This is a genomic window from Streptomyces sp. CNH189, assembly GCF_000527195.1.
The window spans coordinates 42,668-58,937 of the sequence record NZ_AZUS01000019.1; the positions used below are offsets into that span (position 1 = coordinate 42,668).

17 protein-coding genes are annotated in these 16,270 nt (G+C 71.0%); 9 read left to right on the forward strand and 8 right to left on the reverse strand.

What is annotated here, in order from left to right:
* Nucleotides 1-17: 17 nt before the first annotated feature.
* Nucleotides 18-1,028 (reverse strand): aldo/keto reductase, encoded by a 1,011-nt coding sequence (locus B100_RS0124170; protein WP_024886989.1) that lies wholly within the window; start codon nt 1,026-1,028, stop codon nt 18-20.
* Between the two features lie 148 nt (nt 1,029-1,176).
* Here B100_RS0124170 and B100_RS0124175 point away from each other — a divergent pair, with 148 nt between their 5' ends.
* On the forward strand, nt 1,177-2,088 hold the full coding sequence (locus B100_RS0124175) for a LysR substrate-binding domain-containing protein (RefSeq protein WP_024886990.1): 912 nt from the start codon (nt 1,177-1,179) through the stop codon (nt 2,086-2,088).
* 272 nt (nt 2,089-2,360) lie between these two features.
* Here the strand turns inward: B100_RS0124175 and B100_RS0124180 are convergent, their stop codons facing one another.
* Nucleotides 2,361-3,242 (reverse strand): imine reductase family protein, encoded by an 882-nt coding sequence (locus B100_RS0124180; protein ID WP_024886991.1) that lies wholly within the window; start codon nt 3,240-3,242, stop codon nt 2,361-2,363.
* A 97-nt stretch (nt 3,243-3,339) separates the two neighbouring features.
* Here B100_RS0124180 and B100_RS0124185 point away from each other — a divergent pair, with 97 nt between their 5' ends.
* A complete protein-coding gene (locus B100_RS0124185; protein ID WP_024886992.1) occupies nt 3,340-3,702 on the forward strand; it encodes a winged helix-turn-helix transcriptional regulator in 363 nt (120 codons plus the stop codon).
* A 57-nt stretch (nt 3,703-3,759) separates the two neighbouring features.
* Here B100_RS0124185 and B100_RS0124190 read toward each other — a convergent pair whose 3' ends face one another.
* Nucleotides 3,760-4,335, reverse strand: a complete 576-nt coding sequence (locus B100_RS0124190) for a TetR family transcriptional regulator (protein ID WP_024886993.1) — start codon at nt 4,333-4,335, stop codon at nt 3,760-3,762.
* A gap of 370 nt (nt 4,336-4,705) precedes the next feature.
* On the opposite strand from B100_RS0124190, the gene B100_RS0124195 reads away from it, so the two are divergent.
* From B100_RS0124195 to B100_RS0124210, 4 genes are all read left to right on the forward strand, one after another.
* Nucleotides 4,706-5,905 carry a hypothetical protein gene (locus tag B100_RS0124195; RefSeq protein ID WP_024886994.1) on the forward strand — a complete coding sequence of 400 codons (1,200 nt, stop codon included), beginning with the start codon at nt 4,706-4,708 and terminating at the stop codon, nt 5,903-5,905.
* Between the two features lie 13 nt (nt 5,906-5,918).
* Entirely contained in the window at nt 5,919-6,509 is a 591-nt protein-coding gene (locus B100_RS0124200; protein ID WP_024886995.1) for a hemerythrin domain-containing protein, read from the forward strand.
* Between the two features lie 94 nt (nt 6,510-6,603).
* A complete protein-coding gene (locus tag B100_RS0124205) occupies nt 6,604-7,122 on the forward strand; it encodes a DUF2243 domain-containing protein (protein ID WP_024886996.1) in 519 nt (172 codons plus the stop codon).
* Nucleotides 7,119-7,988 (forward strand): cytochrome c oxidase assembly protein, encoded by an 870-nt coding sequence (locus B100_RS0124210; protein ID WP_024886997.1) that lies wholly within the window; start codon nt 7,119-7,121, stop codon nt 7,986-7,988. The genes B100_RS0124205 and B100_RS0124210 overlap by 4 nt, the downstream gene beginning before the upstream one ends.
* A gap of 540 nt (nt 7,989-8,528) precedes the next feature.
* Here B100_RS0124210 and B100_RS0124220 read toward each other — a convergent pair.
* The gene (locus B100_RS0124220; protein WP_024886999.1) at nt 8,529-9,071 is read right to left on the reverse strand and encodes a DapH/DapD/GlmU-related protein; all 543 of its coding nucleotides are present in this window, start codon (nt 9,069-9,071) and stop codon (nt 8,529-8,531) included.
* Between the two features lie 252 nt (nt 9,072-9,323).
* On the opposite strand from B100_RS0124220, the gene B100_RS34920 reads away from it, so the two are divergent.
* Nucleotides 9,324-9,752 carry a peptidoglycan-binding domain-containing protein gene (locus B100_RS34920; RefSeq protein WP_158686747.1) on the forward strand — a complete coding sequence of 143 codons (429 nt, stop codon included), beginning with the start codon at nt 9,324-9,326 and terminating at the stop codon, nt 9,750-9,752.
* A gap of 95 nt (nt 9,753-9,847) precedes the next feature.
* On the opposite strand, the gene B100_RS0124230 is transcribed toward B100_RS34920, so the two are convergent.
* Entirely contained in the window at nt 9,848-10,039 is a 192-nt protein-coding gene (locus tag B100_RS0124230) for a hypothetical protein (RefSeq protein ID WP_024887001.1), read from the reverse strand.
* Between the two features lie 244 nt (nt 10,040-10,283).
* Between B100_RS0124230 and B100_RS0124235 the strand changes: the two genes are divergently transcribed.
* On the forward strand, nt 10,284-12,443 hold the full coding sequence (locus tag B100_RS0124235; protein ID WP_024887002.1) for a TerD family protein: 2,160 nt from the start codon (nt 10,284-10,286) through the stop codon (nt 12,441-12,443).
* Between the two features lie 308 nt (nt 12,444-12,751).
* Here the strand turns inward: B100_RS0124235 and B100_RS0124240 are convergent, their stop codons facing one another.
* Both B100_RS0124240 and B100_RS0124245 read right to left on the reverse strand, forming a co-directional pair.
* Nucleotides 12,752-13,576 carry a maleylpyruvate isomerase family mycothiol-dependent enzyme gene (locus tag B100_RS0124240; RefSeq protein ID WP_024887003.1) on the reverse strand — a complete coding sequence of 275 codons (825 nt, stop codon included), beginning with the start codon at nt 13,574-13,576 and terminating at the stop codon, nt 12,752-12,754.
* Nucleotides 13,577-13,798: 222 nt separating this feature from the next.
* Nucleotides 13,799-15,040: a SpoIIE family protein phosphatase gene (locus B100_RS0124245; protein ID WP_024887004.1), complete on the reverse strand. Its 1,242-nt coding sequence runs from the start codon at nt 15,038-15,040 to the stop codon at nt 13,799-13,801.
* A gap of 205 nt (nt 15,041-15,245) precedes the next feature.
* On the opposite strand from B100_RS0124245, the gene B100_RS34235 reads away from it, so the two are divergent.
* A complete protein-coding gene (locus B100_RS34235; RefSeq protein ID WP_158686748.1) occupies nt 15,246-15,869 on the forward strand; it encodes a dihydrofolate reductase family protein in 624 nt (207 codons plus the stop codon).
* An 18-nt stretch (nt 15,870-15,887) separates the two neighbouring features.
* On the opposite strand, the gene B100_RS0124255 is transcribed toward B100_RS34235, so the two are convergent.
* Nucleotides 15,888-16,130 carry a DUF6411 family protein gene (locus tag B100_RS0124255; RefSeq protein ID WP_024887005.1) on the reverse strand — a complete coding sequence of 81 codons (243 nt, stop codon included), beginning with the start codon at nt 16,128-16,130 and terminating at the stop codon, nt 15,888-15,890.
* Between the last annotated feature and the right edge of the window lie 140 nt (nt 16,131-16,270).

The window sequence follows — 16,270 nt, forward strand, 5'->3', positions numbered from 1 at the left end:
TTCGGGTGAGGTAGTGGTCAGGCGTTGGGTACAGGGGCGTCCTGAGCGATCAGTCCTTCCGTGCGCAGAGGTGCCCAGAAGGCCGCCGGGACCCTCTCGCCGAGTGCGGCGACGTCCTCGGCTATGCGGCTGGGCCGGGAGGCGCCGGGGACGGCCGCGACGACCGCGGGGTGAGCAAGGGAGAACTGCAATGCTGCCGCCTTGATGCCCACGCCGTACTGCCCTGCGAGTGCCTTGATGCGCTCCACCTTGGTGACGACCGAGGCGGGGGCCTTCTGGTACTCGAAGTGCTGTCCGCCGGCCAGCACGCCGGAGCTGTACGGTCCACCGACGACGATGTCGACGTTTCGCGCCTTCGCGTCGGGCAGCAGGCGCTGCAGGGCGCGCTCGTGGTCAAGCAGCGTGTAGCGGCCGGCGAGGAGGAACGCGTCCGGCTCGGGCTCCTCGAGGTCGAGCGTCAGCTCCAGGGGCTCGACCCGGTTGACACCAAGCCCCCAGGCCTTGATGACGCCTTCGTCGCGCAGCCTCTGCAGAACCCGGAATGCGCCGGTGCGGGCCGTCTCGTAGGCGGCGAGCCACTCGTCGCCGTAGAAGTCCTGCGCGACGTCGTGTACCCACACAATGTCGAGGCGGTCCGTCCTCAGCCGCTTGAGGCTGTCCTCGACGGAGCGCAGGGTGGCGTCGGCCGAGTAGTCGTTGATGATCCTGTTGGGGCGTCCGTGCTCGAACAGTCCGCCCTTCTCGCCCAATTCACGGGCGGACGGATCTTCGATCTCGTCGAGGATGACGCGGCCGACCTTCGTGCTCAGGACAAACTCCTCGCGGGGGCGGTGGGCCAGCGCCTCTCCGAGCCGGATCTCGGACAGCCCCGCGCCGTAGAAGGGAGCGGTGTCGAAGTAGCGGATGCCGTTGTCCCAGGCAGCGTCCACAGTGGCCGCGGCTTCCTCGTCGGGAATGGCCCGGAACATGTTGCCCAGCGGTGCGGTGCCGAAGCCCAGGCGGCCGGGCAGGAAGGACTTGATGGACATGGTGCAGATCCTTGCTGTACGAACGGCGGCGGATGTGTTCTCTTCGCGCCTTTTGCGCGGTCCGTCGGCTGACGTGTTCGAGGCTAGGATCTACACTTGAGACTGTCCAAGACTTACTTGGACGCACTTGAGTCCTTAGAGGTCTTACATGCTTGACCTGCGACAACTCCGCTACTTCGTAGCCGTCGCCGAGACCGAACACGTCGGCCAGGCCGCCGAACGGCTGCATATGTCCCAGTCGCCGCTCAGTCGGCAGATCGCTCAACTCGAACAGAACCTCGGCCTCACCCTGTTCGAGCGCGGCCAGCAAAGAATCCGGCTGACTCGGGACGGCAAGGTCTTCCTGGCCGAAGTCCGCGCGCTGCTGCAGCATGCGGACCGCCTGGAGAACCTGGGCCGTCGGCTGGGCCGTGGGGATGAGGGCGGCCTGTGTATCGGCTACGTGGCGGACGCCATGCACACCGGCGTCCTGCCCGGGGCGCTACGCGCTGTGCACAGTGAACGCCCCGGCGTTCACATCGCTCTGTACAACCTTCCGCCGACCGAGCAGTTCGAAGGCCTGCGGCAGCGCAGCCTCGACATCGCGCTGGTCCATGAGCCTCCGTCCGCGGATGATCCTGACCTGCTGGCCGCTCCCCTGCTCCAAGATCCGCTGCTGCTCGTCCTGCCTGCGGGTCATCCACTCGCCGACCAGGAGAAAGTGGCCCCCGGGGACCTCGACGGCCAGCCGTGGATCGCCGTCGAGAATGCTCAGGCCCCCGCCTGGCGGGACACCTTCGTCGCCTCATGCACCGCAGCCGGCTTCACGCCAGACATCCGCTTCGACGCCGCCGAGCCACTGACCGCGCTCGGCCTGGTCGCTGCTGGGCTCGGACTCGCACTCGTACAGAAAAGCATGGTCCGCGCCACCACCGAGGAGGTCGCAGTGCGCGAGCTTCCATGGAACGAGACAAGCGTCCAGCTGTGGGCCGCGTGGCACCGGGTCGACCTGCGGCCCCTGGTGACCTCATTCCGCACCACCGTCCTGCGGACGAGCGGCATCGCACAGCCGTCCCAGTAGCGGCTGTGGTCGCGCCGCTCCCGCGCCTTCCTTCGGGTGCTGTGGAGAACGCCCACCGGAGGCTCGCCCCGTTGGACTCCGCCGTCCGGGTCGCCACCACGTCGGACGTGGCGGCCACCTGCGGGGGGCCTCTTCCTTCGGTCAAGTCGTTGGAACACGTGAGGAGGCCGGGAGGAGCGTCAGTGATCCATGACGGTGGCGGATTGGGCGGATTCGCAGGCCAAGGGTTGTCCGGGACAACGCTTGGGGGAAGGGTTTGCGCCGCGGGCCGGTCAGCGCGCGAGGAGGTCGATCACGCCCGTCAGGTCCTCCTCGCCGCTGCCCTCGGCCAGACGACGGCGCATCAACGCGAAGTAGGGAGCGAGCAGTTCCGGGCTCACACCCTGCTCCTCGGCGGTGTTCAGGAAGGTCGGCGTCCCGGCCACCTGCATGGCGAGCGTGGAGACGACGCCCTTGGTGTAGTCGCCGCTCCGCAGCTGGTCGGCGGTCTGATGGACGGCGGGGGCCATGGCGACGAGCCAGTCGGCGAGCAGCGGGGCGAACTTCGTGGGGTCGATGTCCTCCCCGCGGATCAGGGCGAAGGCGTGCGCCGCCCCGGCGAACATGCCGTACATGGCGCTGAGCAGGGCCACGTCGTACAGGGCCGCGAAGCCCGCGTCCTCGCCGACGAAGGTGGCCGCGGCCGGGACGGCCAGGGTCTGCCGGTGCTGATCGAACAGCTCGCGCGAGCCGCTGAGGAGGACGTGGCCGCCGGCGTCCGGGACGCCGATCATCGGCGGGACGGCCATGATCCCGCCGTCCAGGTAGCGGGCGCCGCGCTCGCGGGCCCACGCGGCGCGGGCGCGTGCCTGGGCGGGGGTGCCGGTGGTCAGGTTGACCAGGTCCTTGCCCGTCAGATCAGTGCCGTCCAGTGTCTCCTCGACCGAGGCGTCGTCCAGGAGGCACACGACGGTGAGGGGGTTCGCCGCGACCGCGGCGGCGGCGCTGTCCGCGACCCGCGCGCCCTCGGCGGCGAGCGCCGCGGCGCGGGAGGGGGTGCGGTTCCACACGGTGAGGGGGTGGCCGGCGGCCAGCCAGGCGCGGGCCAGCGCCGTGCCCATCGCGCCGAGGCCCAGCAGGGTGACGGGAGTCTTCGTCCCGGTGGTGTGCGACATACCGATCAGGCTGGCCGCACCCGCGGTGGTGATCAAGTACGCACTCGCGAGTGGGTGGTTACCTTGGGGTGAGCGAGCAGGTCGAAGGGGTGGGGACATGGCGACGTCGAACCGGCCGGGCGCGTCGGACGGACACGTCTGCGGCATCGACACGGCGATGGAGGTGATCGGCGGCAAGTGGAAGGTGCTCATCCAGTGGGCGCTGCACGAGCACCCTTGTCGCCGCTTCGGTGAGCTGCGCCGGCTGCTTCCCGGCGTCACCGAGAAGGTGCTGGCCTCCCATCTGCGGGAGATGGAGGCGGACGGCGTGGTGCGCCGGGTCTCCTACGACGAGGTGCCGCCCCGCGTGGAGTACTCGCTGACCGAGGACGGCGAGCGCCTCAACGACGCCCTCGCGCCGCTGGCCGCCTGGGGGCGCGAGCGGCAGGGGCCGGACGGCGGACGGAGGGCGGCGCGATGACAGCGAGGTGCCCGGGAGCGCCCACCCCGTGACCGGGCGGGCGTGTGCGCATCCCGGTCAGTCGGACGCGCCCGGGCCCTGCGGATCTGCGGCACCCGCCTGCGCCTGTGCCGTCAGCGCCTCGCGGGCGGCGGTGAGGATCTGCTCCGACACAGGGTCGCCCTTCGTCGCACGGGAGAGCGTCAGGGCCCCCACCATGGTGCAGAGCCGGACAAAGCCGTCCTGGTCGTCATCGGTGAGGGTGTCGGCGAACCTCCGCACGCCCTCCGTGTACACGCGGTGGGCCTCTGACTCGCTGCCCGCCCGCGCCCTGTCGGGGGCGAAGCCGGTGATCGGGCAGCCCTCCGCCGCGTCGTCCCGATGCTCGACGGAGAGGTAGCTCTCGACCACCTCACGGACGCCGTACTCCGGCGGGTACGCGTCGGCGGTCTCCTCGAAGGCGTACGCGGTGGCCTCGTCGACCAGGGCTTCCTTGGAGGCGAACTGCTTGTAGAAGCCGCCGTGGGTCAGGCCGACGGCCTTCATCAAGTCCGCGACGCTGACGTTCGTGCCCTGCTCACGGAAGAGGCGGGAGGCGGTCTGCACGACCCGCTGCCGGTTCTCCTGCGCCTGCGCCTTCGACACACGGCCCATCGTTCACTACCTCCCAGTAGATGTCAGCTGACATCTTACATCGCGGCGCCGACCCGTCGCGCGATGCCCAGGACCGCCTCGCCGGCAGGCGTTGCTCGATCAGCGCCTCCCCTACGTTCACCCGCTGCCGCGATTCGGCCGAGGGGCCCGCGCCGTCACCCCCCCAGGCGGGCCACGCCCCGCATTGTTCATGGCCCGGCTCCCTGGGCCACCCGGATGCGGCATCCGGGGCGCGTCCGTGCCCGACGGGTGTGTGGCGTGGCGAGCCCGTGCGAGCGGGCCGAGCATGGGGGTGCCCTGCCGGTCACCGGACCCCCTCCGCTGTCGTGGGGTACTCCGTCCGCTCGGCCCCTCGACGAGGAGTGTGCCCGTGACCTTCAACCCCCTGGAACAGCGTGGTATCCCGCTGGACCGCCAGCTGCGCAACTGGCGCGAGCTGAACGTGGAACCGATCGACCCGGACCGGTGCGACCCGTACACGCGGTGCCGGATCATCACCATGAACGGGATCGAGGTGGAGGCGATCCTGTTCAGCCACCAGCTCGCCCGTCACACCCCCGACCCGGAGATCAAACGGCAGCTGGCCCGCACCAGGTACATCGAGGCGCAGCAGCAGAAGGTGGTGAACTGGCTGCTGCCCGGCCTGTCCTCGGTGCTGGAGACGACCATCGCGTACGAGCAGGTGGCCGTCGACCTGACCGCCTGGGTGGCCCGTATGGAGCCGGACCCCTATCTGAAGCAGGCCTACGAATTCGGCGTGCTGGAGGACTTCGACCACCTGTACCGGTACGCCAACCTGTACGAGATGATCGAGCACCGCAAGGCGGAGTCCATCGTCGACAACCTCACGGAGGTCATGCCGGGCCGGCCCACGCGGTACCACCACCGCAACCCGGTCGACAACGTCCGCGACCCCTACGCGAAGGACCAGGCCAGCCCGCTGTCCAAGCTGCACGCGTTGACGATCATGTCGACGGAGCAGCAGACCATGAACTTCTACATGAACACCGGCCCCACCTACATGGAGCCGATCGCCCGTCAGCTGTACCAGGAGATCGGGCTGATCGAGGAGGAGCACGTCACCCACTACGAGTCCCTCGTGGACCCGGGTGAGACGTGGTGGGAGCAGCTCGTCAACCACGAGTACAACGAGTGCTATCTGTACTACTCCTTCATGGAGCAGGAGAGCGACCCGAAGGTCAAGGCCATCTGGGAGCTGCACCTGAACATGGAGCTGGAGCACCTGCACATGGCCTGCGACCTGATGCGTCAGCACGACGGGCGTGAGCCCGCCGAGGTGCTCGCCCCCGAGCTGCCCAACGTGCTCACCTTCGAGCCGAACAAGGCCTACCTGCGCGAGCTGCTCGACACCCAGATGGACCTGACCACGCTCGGGGCCGGTTACGTGCGTGAGGCGCACGAGCGGTTCGAGAAGATGCAGGAGCAGATCCACGGCGGTGAGGCCCCGCCGAGCGACCGGGTGATGCACGAGCACGACGCCATGTTCGGCCGCGAGTACCGCGTGCAGACCGAGGGTGAGCACCCCGACCCTGCCCAGCGCGAGAAGTAGGGAGGGGCCCCAGATGTCCGAGTTGCAGACTCCGCAGGCCGGGGACGACCACGCCCCGGACGACGACGTCGTCGCGCTGCTGATGCGCCAGCACGGCGACATCCGCAACCTCTTCGACGAGGTGGAGGCGACCGCCGGCGACGAACGCCGGGACGCCTTCCGGCGGCTGGTACGGCTGCTGGCGGTGCACGAGACCGCGGAGGAGGAGGTCGTCCACCCCTTCGTCCGCCGGGCGGTGGCGGGCGGCGAGCAGATCGTCGAGGACCGGCTCACCGAGGAGCGCGAGGCCAAGGAGATGCTCGCGTCCCTGGACGAGATGAACCCCGACGACCCGCGGTTCCTCCCGCAGTTGATCCAGCTGCGGCACGACGTGCAGACGCACGCGCGGGCGGAGGAGCGCTACGAGTTCAACCACATCCGCCGCAGCTCCGACGTCACCAATCTCGCCGCGATGGCCAGGGCCATCAAGGCGGCCGAGGCGATGGCACCCACCCGGCCCCATCCGGGCGTCGAGTCCGGTGCGAAGAACATGGCCCTGGGACCGGTGGCCGCCCTCATGGACCGCACCAAGGACACCGTGCGCAAGGCCATGGGCGGGAGCTGAACCCCCACGACGGGCGCCGGCCGGCGGGGCTGGCCGGCGCCGTGCGGGGTAGACGGCGAGCGGCAGCCGATCGTTCGGAAGGACGGACCGCACCGTGAGCACCTCTGACCCGTGGGCCGACGCGAACACCGCACCACGCCCGGAGCCCCGCCGGTCGTTGCTGGTGTGCGCGCTGATCGGCGCGGCCGTCATGGCGGCCGTGGACGAGATCGTCTTCCACCAGGTGCTGCACTGGCACCACTTCTACGACCGCTCCACGTCGGGCGTGGGTCTGCTGTCGGACGGCCTGCTGCACACCGCGGAACTGCTGGCGCTGGTCGCCGGGTTCTTCCTCTACGCGGACCTGCGGCGGCGCCGGGCTCTGTCAGCGGCGCACGCGTGGAGCGGGGCCCTGCTGGGCGCGGGCGCGTTCCAGGTCTTCGACGGTGTCGTCGACCACAAGGTGCTGCGCGTGCACCAGATCCGCTACGGGGTCGATGTCACCCCGTACGACTGGGCGTGGATCGCGGCGGGGCTCGTGCTGTTGCTGGCCGGGTGCGCCCTTCTCGTCCGGGCGCAACGTGCCCGGGCGGGACATGTGCCGTCCGGGCGGGGAGGGCGACGTCCGTCATGACGCCCGCCGTGTCCACGGCGTTCGGCGCGCCGGCCGTCCTCGGGTGTGTCCTCGCGGGTGCGGCGTACGTGGCGGGTGCCGTCCGGCTGAGGCGGCGGGGCGACGCCTGGCCGTGGTGGCGGGACTGCGTCTTCGCCGGCGGCTGCGCGGCGGTCGTCTGGGGTCTGGCGGGACCGGTGCCGGGCGGGCCGTTCACCGCACACACCGGCCGGCATCTGCTCGTGGCCATGGCGGGTCCCGCGCTGCTCGCGGTGGCCCGTCCGCTCACTCTCGTCCTGCGACTCCTGCCCCCGGGCGCTCTCCGACGGGGGCTGCTGCGGGTGGCACACTCCCCTGTCGCCGGGTGGCTGCTGTTCCCGCCGGTCGCCGCGGTCGTCGACATCGGCGGGCTGTGGGCGCTGTACCGCACGGACCTGTGGTCCGCCGCCCACCGTCACGCCGTGCTGGGCGGCCTGCTGGAGCTGCACATGCTGCTCGCGGGGCTGCTGTTCGCCATGGCCGTCTGCGCCGTCGATCCCGTCCGCCGACGGTGGGGGCTTCCGCTGCGGGCCGCGACGCTGCTGGCGGCGGGGGCGGCCCACGCGGTGCTGGCGAAGAGCCTGTACGCGGCCGGCCCGCCGGGCACCTCCTTCGCGCCGCCCGACCTGCGGACCGGGGCGCAGCTCATGTACTACGGCGGCGACGCGGTCGAGGTCCTCCTCGCACTCGCCCTCCAGTGGTACGTCACGACGGGACGACGGCGGGCGCGGGAGGCGGCGCGGCCGGCACGTGTCGGCAGCCCTGCGCCGACGAGGGCGCGCGCCGGGCCCGCGGCACGGGGGCGGGCCTCCGCGAGAGCCCTTCGCCCTATGCGTTCCTCCCGGTGACCACCCCTTACGTGATCTCGTGATCGTCGCCGGACGACGCCACGGCAGCCCGGCCGGCGACCGTCCGAGCCGGTGGGCCGCGTGTCCGGCCCCTCCTTGGCACTCAGCCCTGTTTGGCCGGCATGGTTTGGCGGCACCCGCCGTCCCCGCGTACTCGCCTGCCGGCGATGGGCGGGTGCTGTGTGGCGCTGCTTGACGGTTGGGGCGGCGTGCGATCCCCTGCGCGTCCGTGCGCCCCTCACAGCTCCTCCCCTGGTTAGGGAGAGCTGCGCAGGCTCGGACGTATGGGGGACACCACAGCAGACCGCATGTGCGCGGGCCGGGGAGATGGCACGGCCTGCCCGAACGGCGAAACCGACGTCCTCGTGGACGGCGTTCGGTGTGAGGAGTGCCTGCACCACTGGGAGCTGGACGAGACCATGCCGTCGCGTCGGTCGATGGACGGGGTCGAGTTGACGCGACCGTTGGGGGATCCCTGGGAGGTCGGCCCTGACACCGCCGCCTGACCATCCTCCGTGCGAGACGAATCCGCAGACGCCGTCACCACTGGTGGTGCACGGTTGCCTTGCCGCCGGTCACCAAGCTGGCCGGCGGCACGTCTTCGGCCACGACCGCGCCGGCGGCGACGACCGCGTCACGGCCGATGGTGACGCCGGGCAGGATCGTGGCGCCGGCGCCGATCCACACGTTCTCCGCCACGTCGATCGGCGCGCCGGTGAGGTACAGCCGCCGTTCCTCCGGGTCGACCGGGTGTCCGCTGGTGATGAACGTGACCTTCGGGCCGATCATCACGCGCTCCGCGATCCGGATCCCCGCGTAGTCCAGGAACGTGCAGTTCTGGTTGATGAAGACGCGTTCGGCCAGGTCGAGATTCAGGCCGTGGTCCGTGTAGAAGGGCGGATAGATCGTGACCCGCGGCGGCAGCGGCTTGCCGAGGATCTGCTCGAACAGCCGCCCCTTGCCCTCCTCGTCGTCGAACGGCAGGACGTTCAGGCGGGACGTCAGCTCGGTGACGCGTAGCACCCTCTCCGCCATGGCCTGGAACTCGGCGCTGTGGATGCGCATGAGACGGTCGCCGGGCATGTCACGGTCCCTTCTGGAGTGGAGTCGCTCGTCGTGGCCCGCCTCGGGGCGCCACCCGGGCAACTCGCGGGCCGAAACGCCCCGGAGAACCTTCGTCGTTCCGCAGGTGCAGGGGGCATGATGCCACTGCGTCGCGGCCACCAGCGATCACGCTGTTCCGCCGCGACTGTGACACGCACCGCACCAACGCACGACGTCGCGTACCGGACTCAAAGGGTAAGAGGTGGAGCAGTGTCTGATGGATCTCGGAAGATGCGTGCCAGGTCGGCCATCGCTGTGGGGGTTCTGCTGTCGGGCCTTGTCGGCGGCGGGTTGGCCGCGGCCCCGGGCGCGAGCGCCGCGACCGGCCCGTGCGCCCGCGGGGTGACCGTGTACAACAAGGTCACCAATCCGACCTCGTACAAGTACGTGCCGTACGCCTCCACCAACACGAGCAGTTGCTGGCTGGACCGGGGGATGAGCAACTCGGCCGTCACCGCCCTGCAGAAGAACCTGAACTCCTGCTACGGATACAAGCTGGCGACGGACGGCGTGTACGGGGAACGCACCGAGTCCGCGGTCGTCGCCGTGCAGAAGAAGGTGGGCGTGAAGGCTGACGGAGAGTACGGCCCCAACACGCGGGACGCGATGGTGTGGGCCAACTACAGCATGGAGACCGGGGCCCGTATCAACTGCGGATGACGACGTCCCGTTGGCATGCGGCGCGGCCGGGGAGCGTCATCGACGTGATGCCGCCCCGCGGTGCCGCCCCGCACGCCGTCCACCTGTGGGTCGGATCACGGGTGCCGCTGCGGGGCGGCAGGCCCCGGGGGCGCCGCGGCGGTGTCGTACGCGGGCGGGGTCGAGGGCAGCTGGGGCAGGACCTCGGCCAGGTCACGGTGGATCCGGTCGGCTTCTCCACGGACCTGGACGGGGATGTCCCCGCGTTCGGCGACGAGGCGGTCATAGACAGGGGTGGGCTGAAACACGATGGGGGCGCTTTCCCTTTCCGAGCACGGCGTTTCCCAGGACTGAGGCAGCATACGGGCCGCATCGCACGCCCCGACGACGGGCCCCGGCCCCCTGATCCCCACGGAACGAGCTTCACGGAATCTCCACGGCCGGTGTTGCGTGCGGATTACAGTCTTCTCTGCGCGACTGGTCATCTTGTCGCGCAAGGGATGGATGGGCCGGATTGATTCCGTGTGCCCGAGGTGCGCAGTGGGGGGCTTCATGCAGGAAATGGTCAAGGGTGCGAACGTGGCCCTGGCGGACCTCAGCGAGGACGTCGGATCGGTCATCGTCAGTCTGGGCTGGGCCAGCCCCACCGGCGAGGGCGACGCGGACGTGTCGGTGCTGCTGCTGGACACGAACGGCAAGGTGCGCAGCGACAGCGACTTCTACTTCTACAACCATCCGGTGGCCGACGACGGAAGCGTGCAGCTTCTGGGGAAGACGCCTACGGCGGACGGCAGCGAGGACCGGATCAGCTTCGACCTGACCGCGGTGCCGGGCGAGGTCGAGCGGATCGTCGTCGCGGCGAGCCGGTACGAGAGTGCCAGCTTCGGTGAGTTGGAGGACGTGAAAATCACGCTGGCCGACGCGGCCGGGGAGGGTCTGCTGCGGTTCGCCGTCGACGACGCCGACTCGGTGACGGCGGTCATCTTCGGCGAGCTGTACCGGCGGGGCGAAGAGTGGAAGTTCCGCGCCGTCGGGCAGGGATACGCGACCGGGCTCGCCGGGCTGGCCACCGACTTCGGCGTGGACATCGAGGACGACGCGGCCACCGAAGCACAGGCGCACGCGGAGGCGGCAGCGAACGCTGAGGCGGAGGCGGAGGCGGGAGAAGAGCCGGGAGCGATGCCCGACGCCGTCGGCGGAAGCGCCGGAGCCGGCGGGCAACGGGGCGTGCCGGCGTCCGTGCCCGTCGCGGAGCCCGCCGGGCAGGCGCTGATGGACGCCGTTCCCGTCCCCCGCCGGCCCGACGACCAGTCGGGCAAGGGCCAGGCGGACGCGGTCCGGACGGACGAGGCCAAGAAGCCGGCCGCCCGGCCGCGTACCGCGAAGAAGAAAGTCACCCTTCCCGCGACGGTGAGGAAGACCCTGGCGGAGAACGACTCGTGGAGGGCCGCGAGGCTGTTCCCGGTGTCGGTGCTCAAGAGCGATCGGGACCGTGAGATGCGGGCCACCTCCGTGCTGTTGTCGGTGATGGCGCAGGTGCCGGAGTTCAGCCGACGGCTCACCGCGGCGTTCGGTGCCCCGGCGGGCCGCATGGAGACGTTCACGGAGGTCACCCTGCCTCACGGCGACAGTCCGCGCCGCCCGGACGGCGTCATCCGCGTGGAGCGGGCCGGGAAGCTGTGGACCGCCCTGGTGGAGACGAAGACCAACGGCAACGCGCTCAAGGCCGAGCAGGTGCAGGCGTACATGGACATCGCCGCGCGCCGCGGCTACGAAGCCGTGATCACGCTGACGAACGACGTCGCCCTGGAAGGCAGCCCGCTCGTCGACGTCAAGATCGACAGGCGGCGCAAGCACAAGGTCGCCCTGTGGCACCTGTCCTGGGCGGAAGTGGCCCACCAGGCCCAGATGCTGATCAGGCACGAGGGCGTGGGCAACGCCGCGCACGCCTGGCTGCTGCAGGAACTGCTGCACTACCTCCAGCACGAGAACTCCGGCTGCCACGGCTTCCAGAACATGGGCCCGTCCTGGGTCCCCGTGCGCAACGGCATCGACGACGAGACCCTCTGTCAGGGGGACGGCCGGGCGTTGGAGGTCGTCGAGAACTGGGAACGGCTCATCCGCCAGGTCTGTCTCAGGCTGGGTGGCGAGCTCGGCCAGAAGGTCCTGCCCGTCCAGCGGGCCACGCGCGGAACGGACCCGAAGGAACGCCGTGACCGCCTCGCCGACCAACTGTGCCTCGACGGGCGCCTCCAGGCCGAACTGCGGATCGACGGCACTCCCGGTGTCCTGACCGTCGGCGCGGACCTGCGCACCGGCAAGCTGCGCACCGCCGTCGACGTCCCCGCGCCCGAGCAGGGCTACCCGCTGAGCTGGGCCAAGCGGCTCGTCCGGCGTCTGGCGGACGCACCGGCGGACCTCCATGTCGAGACCCTCGTCGACAGCACCGGGCCGGGTCCGCGCGGCACCCTGGAGCGGCTGCGTCCCGAACCGGCGGACCTGCTCCCCAAGGACGGCGCGACCAGGATCACCGGGTTCCGGCTGTCCCTCCTCAAGGGCATGGGAAGTGGCCGCGGCAACGCCGAGACCGGTTTCATCCGCAGTGTCGACGACGCCGTGCACCGCTTCTACACCACGGTCGTCGTCCACCTGGACGCCCCCGTGGCGCGCCGGAAGCCGGCGAGGGAGCGCGTGGCGGCCGCGGCCGAGTGACCTGACGGACCGCCGGCCGAGGGCGACGTCCGTACGACGCCCTCGGCCGGCGGTTCGGTGCCTCACGCGCGCCACGCTCGCCGTCGGCGTCCGGCCGGGTGGTGGACGCGGGCGGTGCGTCCGGCCGAGCTGATCGGCCAGTCGTCCAGCGAGTCGGCGTGCAAGGGCATGCCGGCCGGCCCCAGATCGCACTCGGGCGTGACTCGTCGCGACTCACGTGGGTGGTTCCGTACGGGAACCGCCCGGCACCCCAGGGCGCTCGGCCGGCCACCATGACGGCGCTCAGGGTCAGGCTCGGAACGTCATGGTCAGGGGGCGTGGAACAGTGCGGGAAAGCGGGGGGCCAGCCAGGGTTTGCGGCCCCAGGCCAGTACGTCGCCGCGTGCCATGGCCTGCCACGGGCCCATACGTCCCAGCGCCATGAGGAGGAAGGCGACCGGTTCGGTGGCTATGGTGCAGTCCGAACGCTCCGGCGCGTGAGGAAGCACCTCGACCGTGCCGTCGGTGAACGTGACTCCGAACGTGGCGCCGCCCCGGAGGCGCAGGGTGTACCGGGCCGTCAGTGTGGACGCGGCGGACACACGCGGCATCGCCGTCTTCAGGAACGGCAGGCACAACTCGACCCTGCGCGCGTCGATCATGTGCGGCCGGCGCAGTCCGCGGGCGAGATCGTAACCGTGTCCCAGCATGTGGGTGAGCAAGTACGAGGCGAACGTGCCGTGATCCATGGGACCGAGCGGGGTCAGGAACGTCTGTGTGCCGGTCCCGCCGGCCACGGTCCGACCCACCGCGTCCAGGAACCTGTCGGCCTGCTCCACGATCATCGCGGCCAGCGGTTCCGCCGTGCGTTCGGGGAACGCGACGAGACTCTGTGCGTTCGCCGCGGCAAGACCCTGAGGCGTGCCGTCTCCGTACGGGCGTGCCTGGCCGGACGCGATGTCGGCCATCAGGCCGTTGGCCAGTGCCAGATGGGCGGCCGTCTCACCGACGGTCCACTCCAGCCCCGGTACGGGACCGGTCGTGTCCCTCGCGCCGGCCAGGAGCGCGGCGATCTCACCGGCTGTCTGCCGTATCGCCTGACCGAGTCCCTCCGGCAGGGAATCCAGCGTTCTCGTCCGTGTTCCTCGCTCCACGCCGCCCGCCTCTCCTCACGTCCACGTGATCACGCACTCGTAGCGCGGTACGAAATCAGACCCACCGGTCAGTAGCAAGGGGCCAGTGGCGCCCGCGTGGTCGCGGTCAAAGGCGCGCTCGATCAGGTTGAGGGATGCCTGGGCGGCCGTGAGCGGGAGGAGCGGCGGCGAAGGCGGAGGCCGACCGGCTCTTCCCGGCGCCGCCGACGTTCCGACGAGCGGTCAGAGGCGTACCACGATCAGGGCGATGTCGTCGCGGCCTCCGTCGGCCACGCCCAAGCGGGTGAGCAGGGTGTCGGCCAAGGGCTCAGGGTCCAGTTGCGCGTGGCCGGCGAGCGCGTCGGTGAGGCGGAGCAGGCCCGCGTCGATGTCCTCGCCCCGGCGTTCGATCAGCCCGTCGGTGTACAGCACCAAGGTGTCGCCCGGCTGGTAGTCGACCGTGGCCTGGGGGCGCGGGGTCCGTTCGGTGAGGATGCCGAGCGGCGGGTCGGTGGCCTGGTCGAGCAGGAGCACCGTGCCGTCCGGACTGCCCAGGACCGGCGGAGGGTGGCCGGCGCAGGTGTAGGTGATGCGCCGCTCGCGGGTGTCGACGACGGCCTTGGCCGCGGTGGTCGCGAGCGCGCCCTCGAAGGTGCGGGCGTAGCGGCTGAGGAGGTCCATCGCCCCGCCGGGCTCCTGGATGGCGCGTACGGCGGCGGACAGGGCGCTGCGGAGCATGCCCATGACGGCGGCCGCCTCCAGGCCGTGGCCGACGACGTCGCCCACCGCGACGGTGAAGCTGTCGTCCGCCAGGTCCACCACGTCGTACCAGTCGCCGCACACGTTGAGGGACCGGGTGGCCGGCATGTAACGCACGGCGATGCCGCGGTGGGAGGCCAGGTCCGGGGCGTGCAGCATGACCTCCTGCAGGGCCAGGGCGGTCCTGCGTTCCCAGTCGTGCGCGGCGCGGAGCTTCTCGTTGGTCTCCTGCAGTTCGCGTGCCCGCGCGTACAGCTCGGCCTCCGTCACGGCCCGGGTCCTGCCCCGGCCCGCCGGCACGTCGTGCGCCGTGCGGGACAGCAGGAACTCGGTCATGTCCTCGACGCGGTGCACGATCCACGCGATCTCACCGTCGGGTCCGAGGACGGGTGTGTTGACCGGCGACCACCAGCGTTCCTGGAACTCTCCGGGGCGGCCGGGCACCGCCAGGTCGTACCGCTGCACGGCCAGGGAGTCCGGTTCCCCGGTTGCGAGGACCCGCCGGAAGGAAGCGCTCAGGTTGCGGATGCCGTCCGCCGCCGGGTCGTCCGGGTTGTCCGGGTAGACGTCGAACACGTACTGGCCGATCAGCTCGTGGCGGGCACGGCCGGTCACGCTGAGGTACATCTCGTTGACCTCGACCACCACGAGATCGGGGTCCAGCACCAGGTACGGGCTGGGCATGACCGAGAACAAGGCCTGGTAGTCGACCCTCGGTGTGCTCATGTCCGGTCTCCCGTCCCGCGCCGGCGCGTTACGGACAGTATGCGCCGTGGAGGGGAACGACGTCCCTCGGCTCGCCCGGCGGCCGGGCCCGCGCGGGCAGCGCACGGACCGGCCGCGACGAGTTCGCGTGACCGGACGAGTTCCCCCATCACGAACCCTTACCGGGCGCCGCACGACGCCGCACCGGCGGCCAGGAGCGGACACCATGAAGCTGACGACCATCACCAACGTCTCCGTCGACGGGGTCATGCAAGGTCTTGGCGGTTCGGAGGAGGACCGCAGGGGCGGCTTCGAGCGCGGCGGTGGGTCCTGCCGCTGGTCGACGAGGAGGCGATGGCCTACCTCGGCGAGGTGTAGGGCGCGTCGGCGCGTTCCTGTTCGGGCGCCGGACGTACGTGATCTTCGCGGGCTCCTGGGGCGTCACGCCCCGACCCGGAGAGCAACCCGGTCGCGGCGCCCCCCGCACGCCCGGCCGAAGTACGTCGTCTCGTCGACGCTCACCGGCCCGCGATGGGCGGGCACGACCGTCCTCTCCGGTGACCTCGCCACCGCCGTCCGCGAGCTCAAGGAGCGGACGCCCGGCGAGCCGCAGGTGCACGGCAGCGGGCAGCTGGTGCGGTGGCTGGCGGCCCACGGCCTGGTCGACGAGTTCGTCCTGCTCACCTGTCCGGTGATCGTGGGCCAGGGGACGCGGCTGTTCCCGGAGGACGGCCCGGACAGCGCCCTCGACGTCGGCTGCCGGTCCACACCGGGCGGGGTGACGATCCAGGTCCACCGGCCCGCCGGCCGTCCCCGGTACGCGACGGACACACCGGCCGCCGCGTCGTGACGGGTCCGCGCACGCGGGTCAGAACGGCATCTTGCCCCGTGCCCGACGGCCGGCGGAGCCGCTGCGGCCGACCGCGCGGGAGCTGGAGCTGAAGGGCTTGCTGAACAGGCGCCCGAGCGGTCCCGGCGCCTTGGAACCGGCTCGGGAACCGAGGCCGAGCGTGCGTTGCGTGCCGTTCTGCGGGTGTCGCGACAGACGCGGGACGAAGAACGCGAGCACGGCGATGACCACGCAGACGGCGACGATGCCGACGACCATCATGAAGGCCTCCTGGGGTGTTGCGGTGGAGCTGTGACGTGCGGACCGGGCGGTCCGTGCGACCACTCGTTCCCGCTTCCGGCGCGAACACGCGTCCGTTTCCGGGGCGGGTGCCGCGCCCGCGCCTCAGGCGTGCGCAGCGG

Bases quoted from the DNA above. Each gene is read 5' to 3' on its own strand.
- B100_RS34920 (WP_158686747.1), top strand. From the start codon at position 9,324: ATGCGTGCCAGGTCGGCCATCGCTGTGGGGGTTCTGCTGTCGGGCCTT.
- B100_RS0124185 (WP_024886992.1), top strand. From the start codon at position 3,340: ATGGCGACGTCGAACCGGCCGGGCGCGTCGGACGGACACGTCTGCGGC.
- B100_RS0124210 (WP_024886997.1), top strand. From the start codon at position 7,119: ATGACGCCCGCCGTGTCCACGGCGTTCGGCGCGCCGGCCGTCCTCGGG.
- B100_RS0124235 (WP_024887002.1), top strand. From the start codon at position 10,284: ATGCAGGAAATGGTCAAGGGTGCGAACGTGGCCCTGGCGGACCTCAGC.
- B100_RS0124245 (WP_024887004.1), bottom strand. From the start codon at position 15,040: ATGAGCACACCGAGGGTCGACTACCAGGCCTTGTTCTCGGTCATGCCC.
- B100_RS0124180 (WP_024886991.1), bottom strand. From the start codon at position 3,242: ATGTCGCACACCACCGGGACGAAGACTCCCGTCACCCTGCTGGGCCTC.
- B100_RS0124175 (WP_024886990.1), top strand. From the start codon at position 1,177: ATGCTTGACCTGCGACAACTCCGCTACTTCGTAGCCGTCGCCGAGACC.
- B100_RS0124190 (WP_024886993.1), bottom strand. From the start codon at position 4,335: ATGGGCCGTGTGTCGAAGGCGCAGGCGCAGGAGAACCGGCAGCGGGTC.
- B100_RS0124220 (WP_024886999.1), bottom strand. From the start codon at position 9,071: ATGCCCGGCGACCGTCTCATGCGCATCCACAGCGCCGAGTTCCAGGCC.
- B100_RS0124170 (WP_024886989.1), bottom strand. From the start codon at position 1,028: ATGTCCATCAAGTCCTTCCTGCCCGGCCGCCTGGGCTTCGGCACCGCA.
- B100_RS0124255 (WP_024887005.1), bottom strand. From the start codon at position 16,130: ATGATGGTCGTCGGCATCGTCGCCGTCTGCGTGGTCATCGCCGTGCTC.
- B100_RS0124200 (WP_024886995.1), top strand. From the start codon at position 5,919: ATGTCCGAGTTGCAGACTCCGCAGGCCGGGGACGACCACGCCCCGGAC.
- B100_RS34235 (WP_158686748.1), top strand. From the start codon at position 15,246: ATGAAGCTGACGACCATCACCAACGTCTCCGTCGACGGGGTCATGCAA.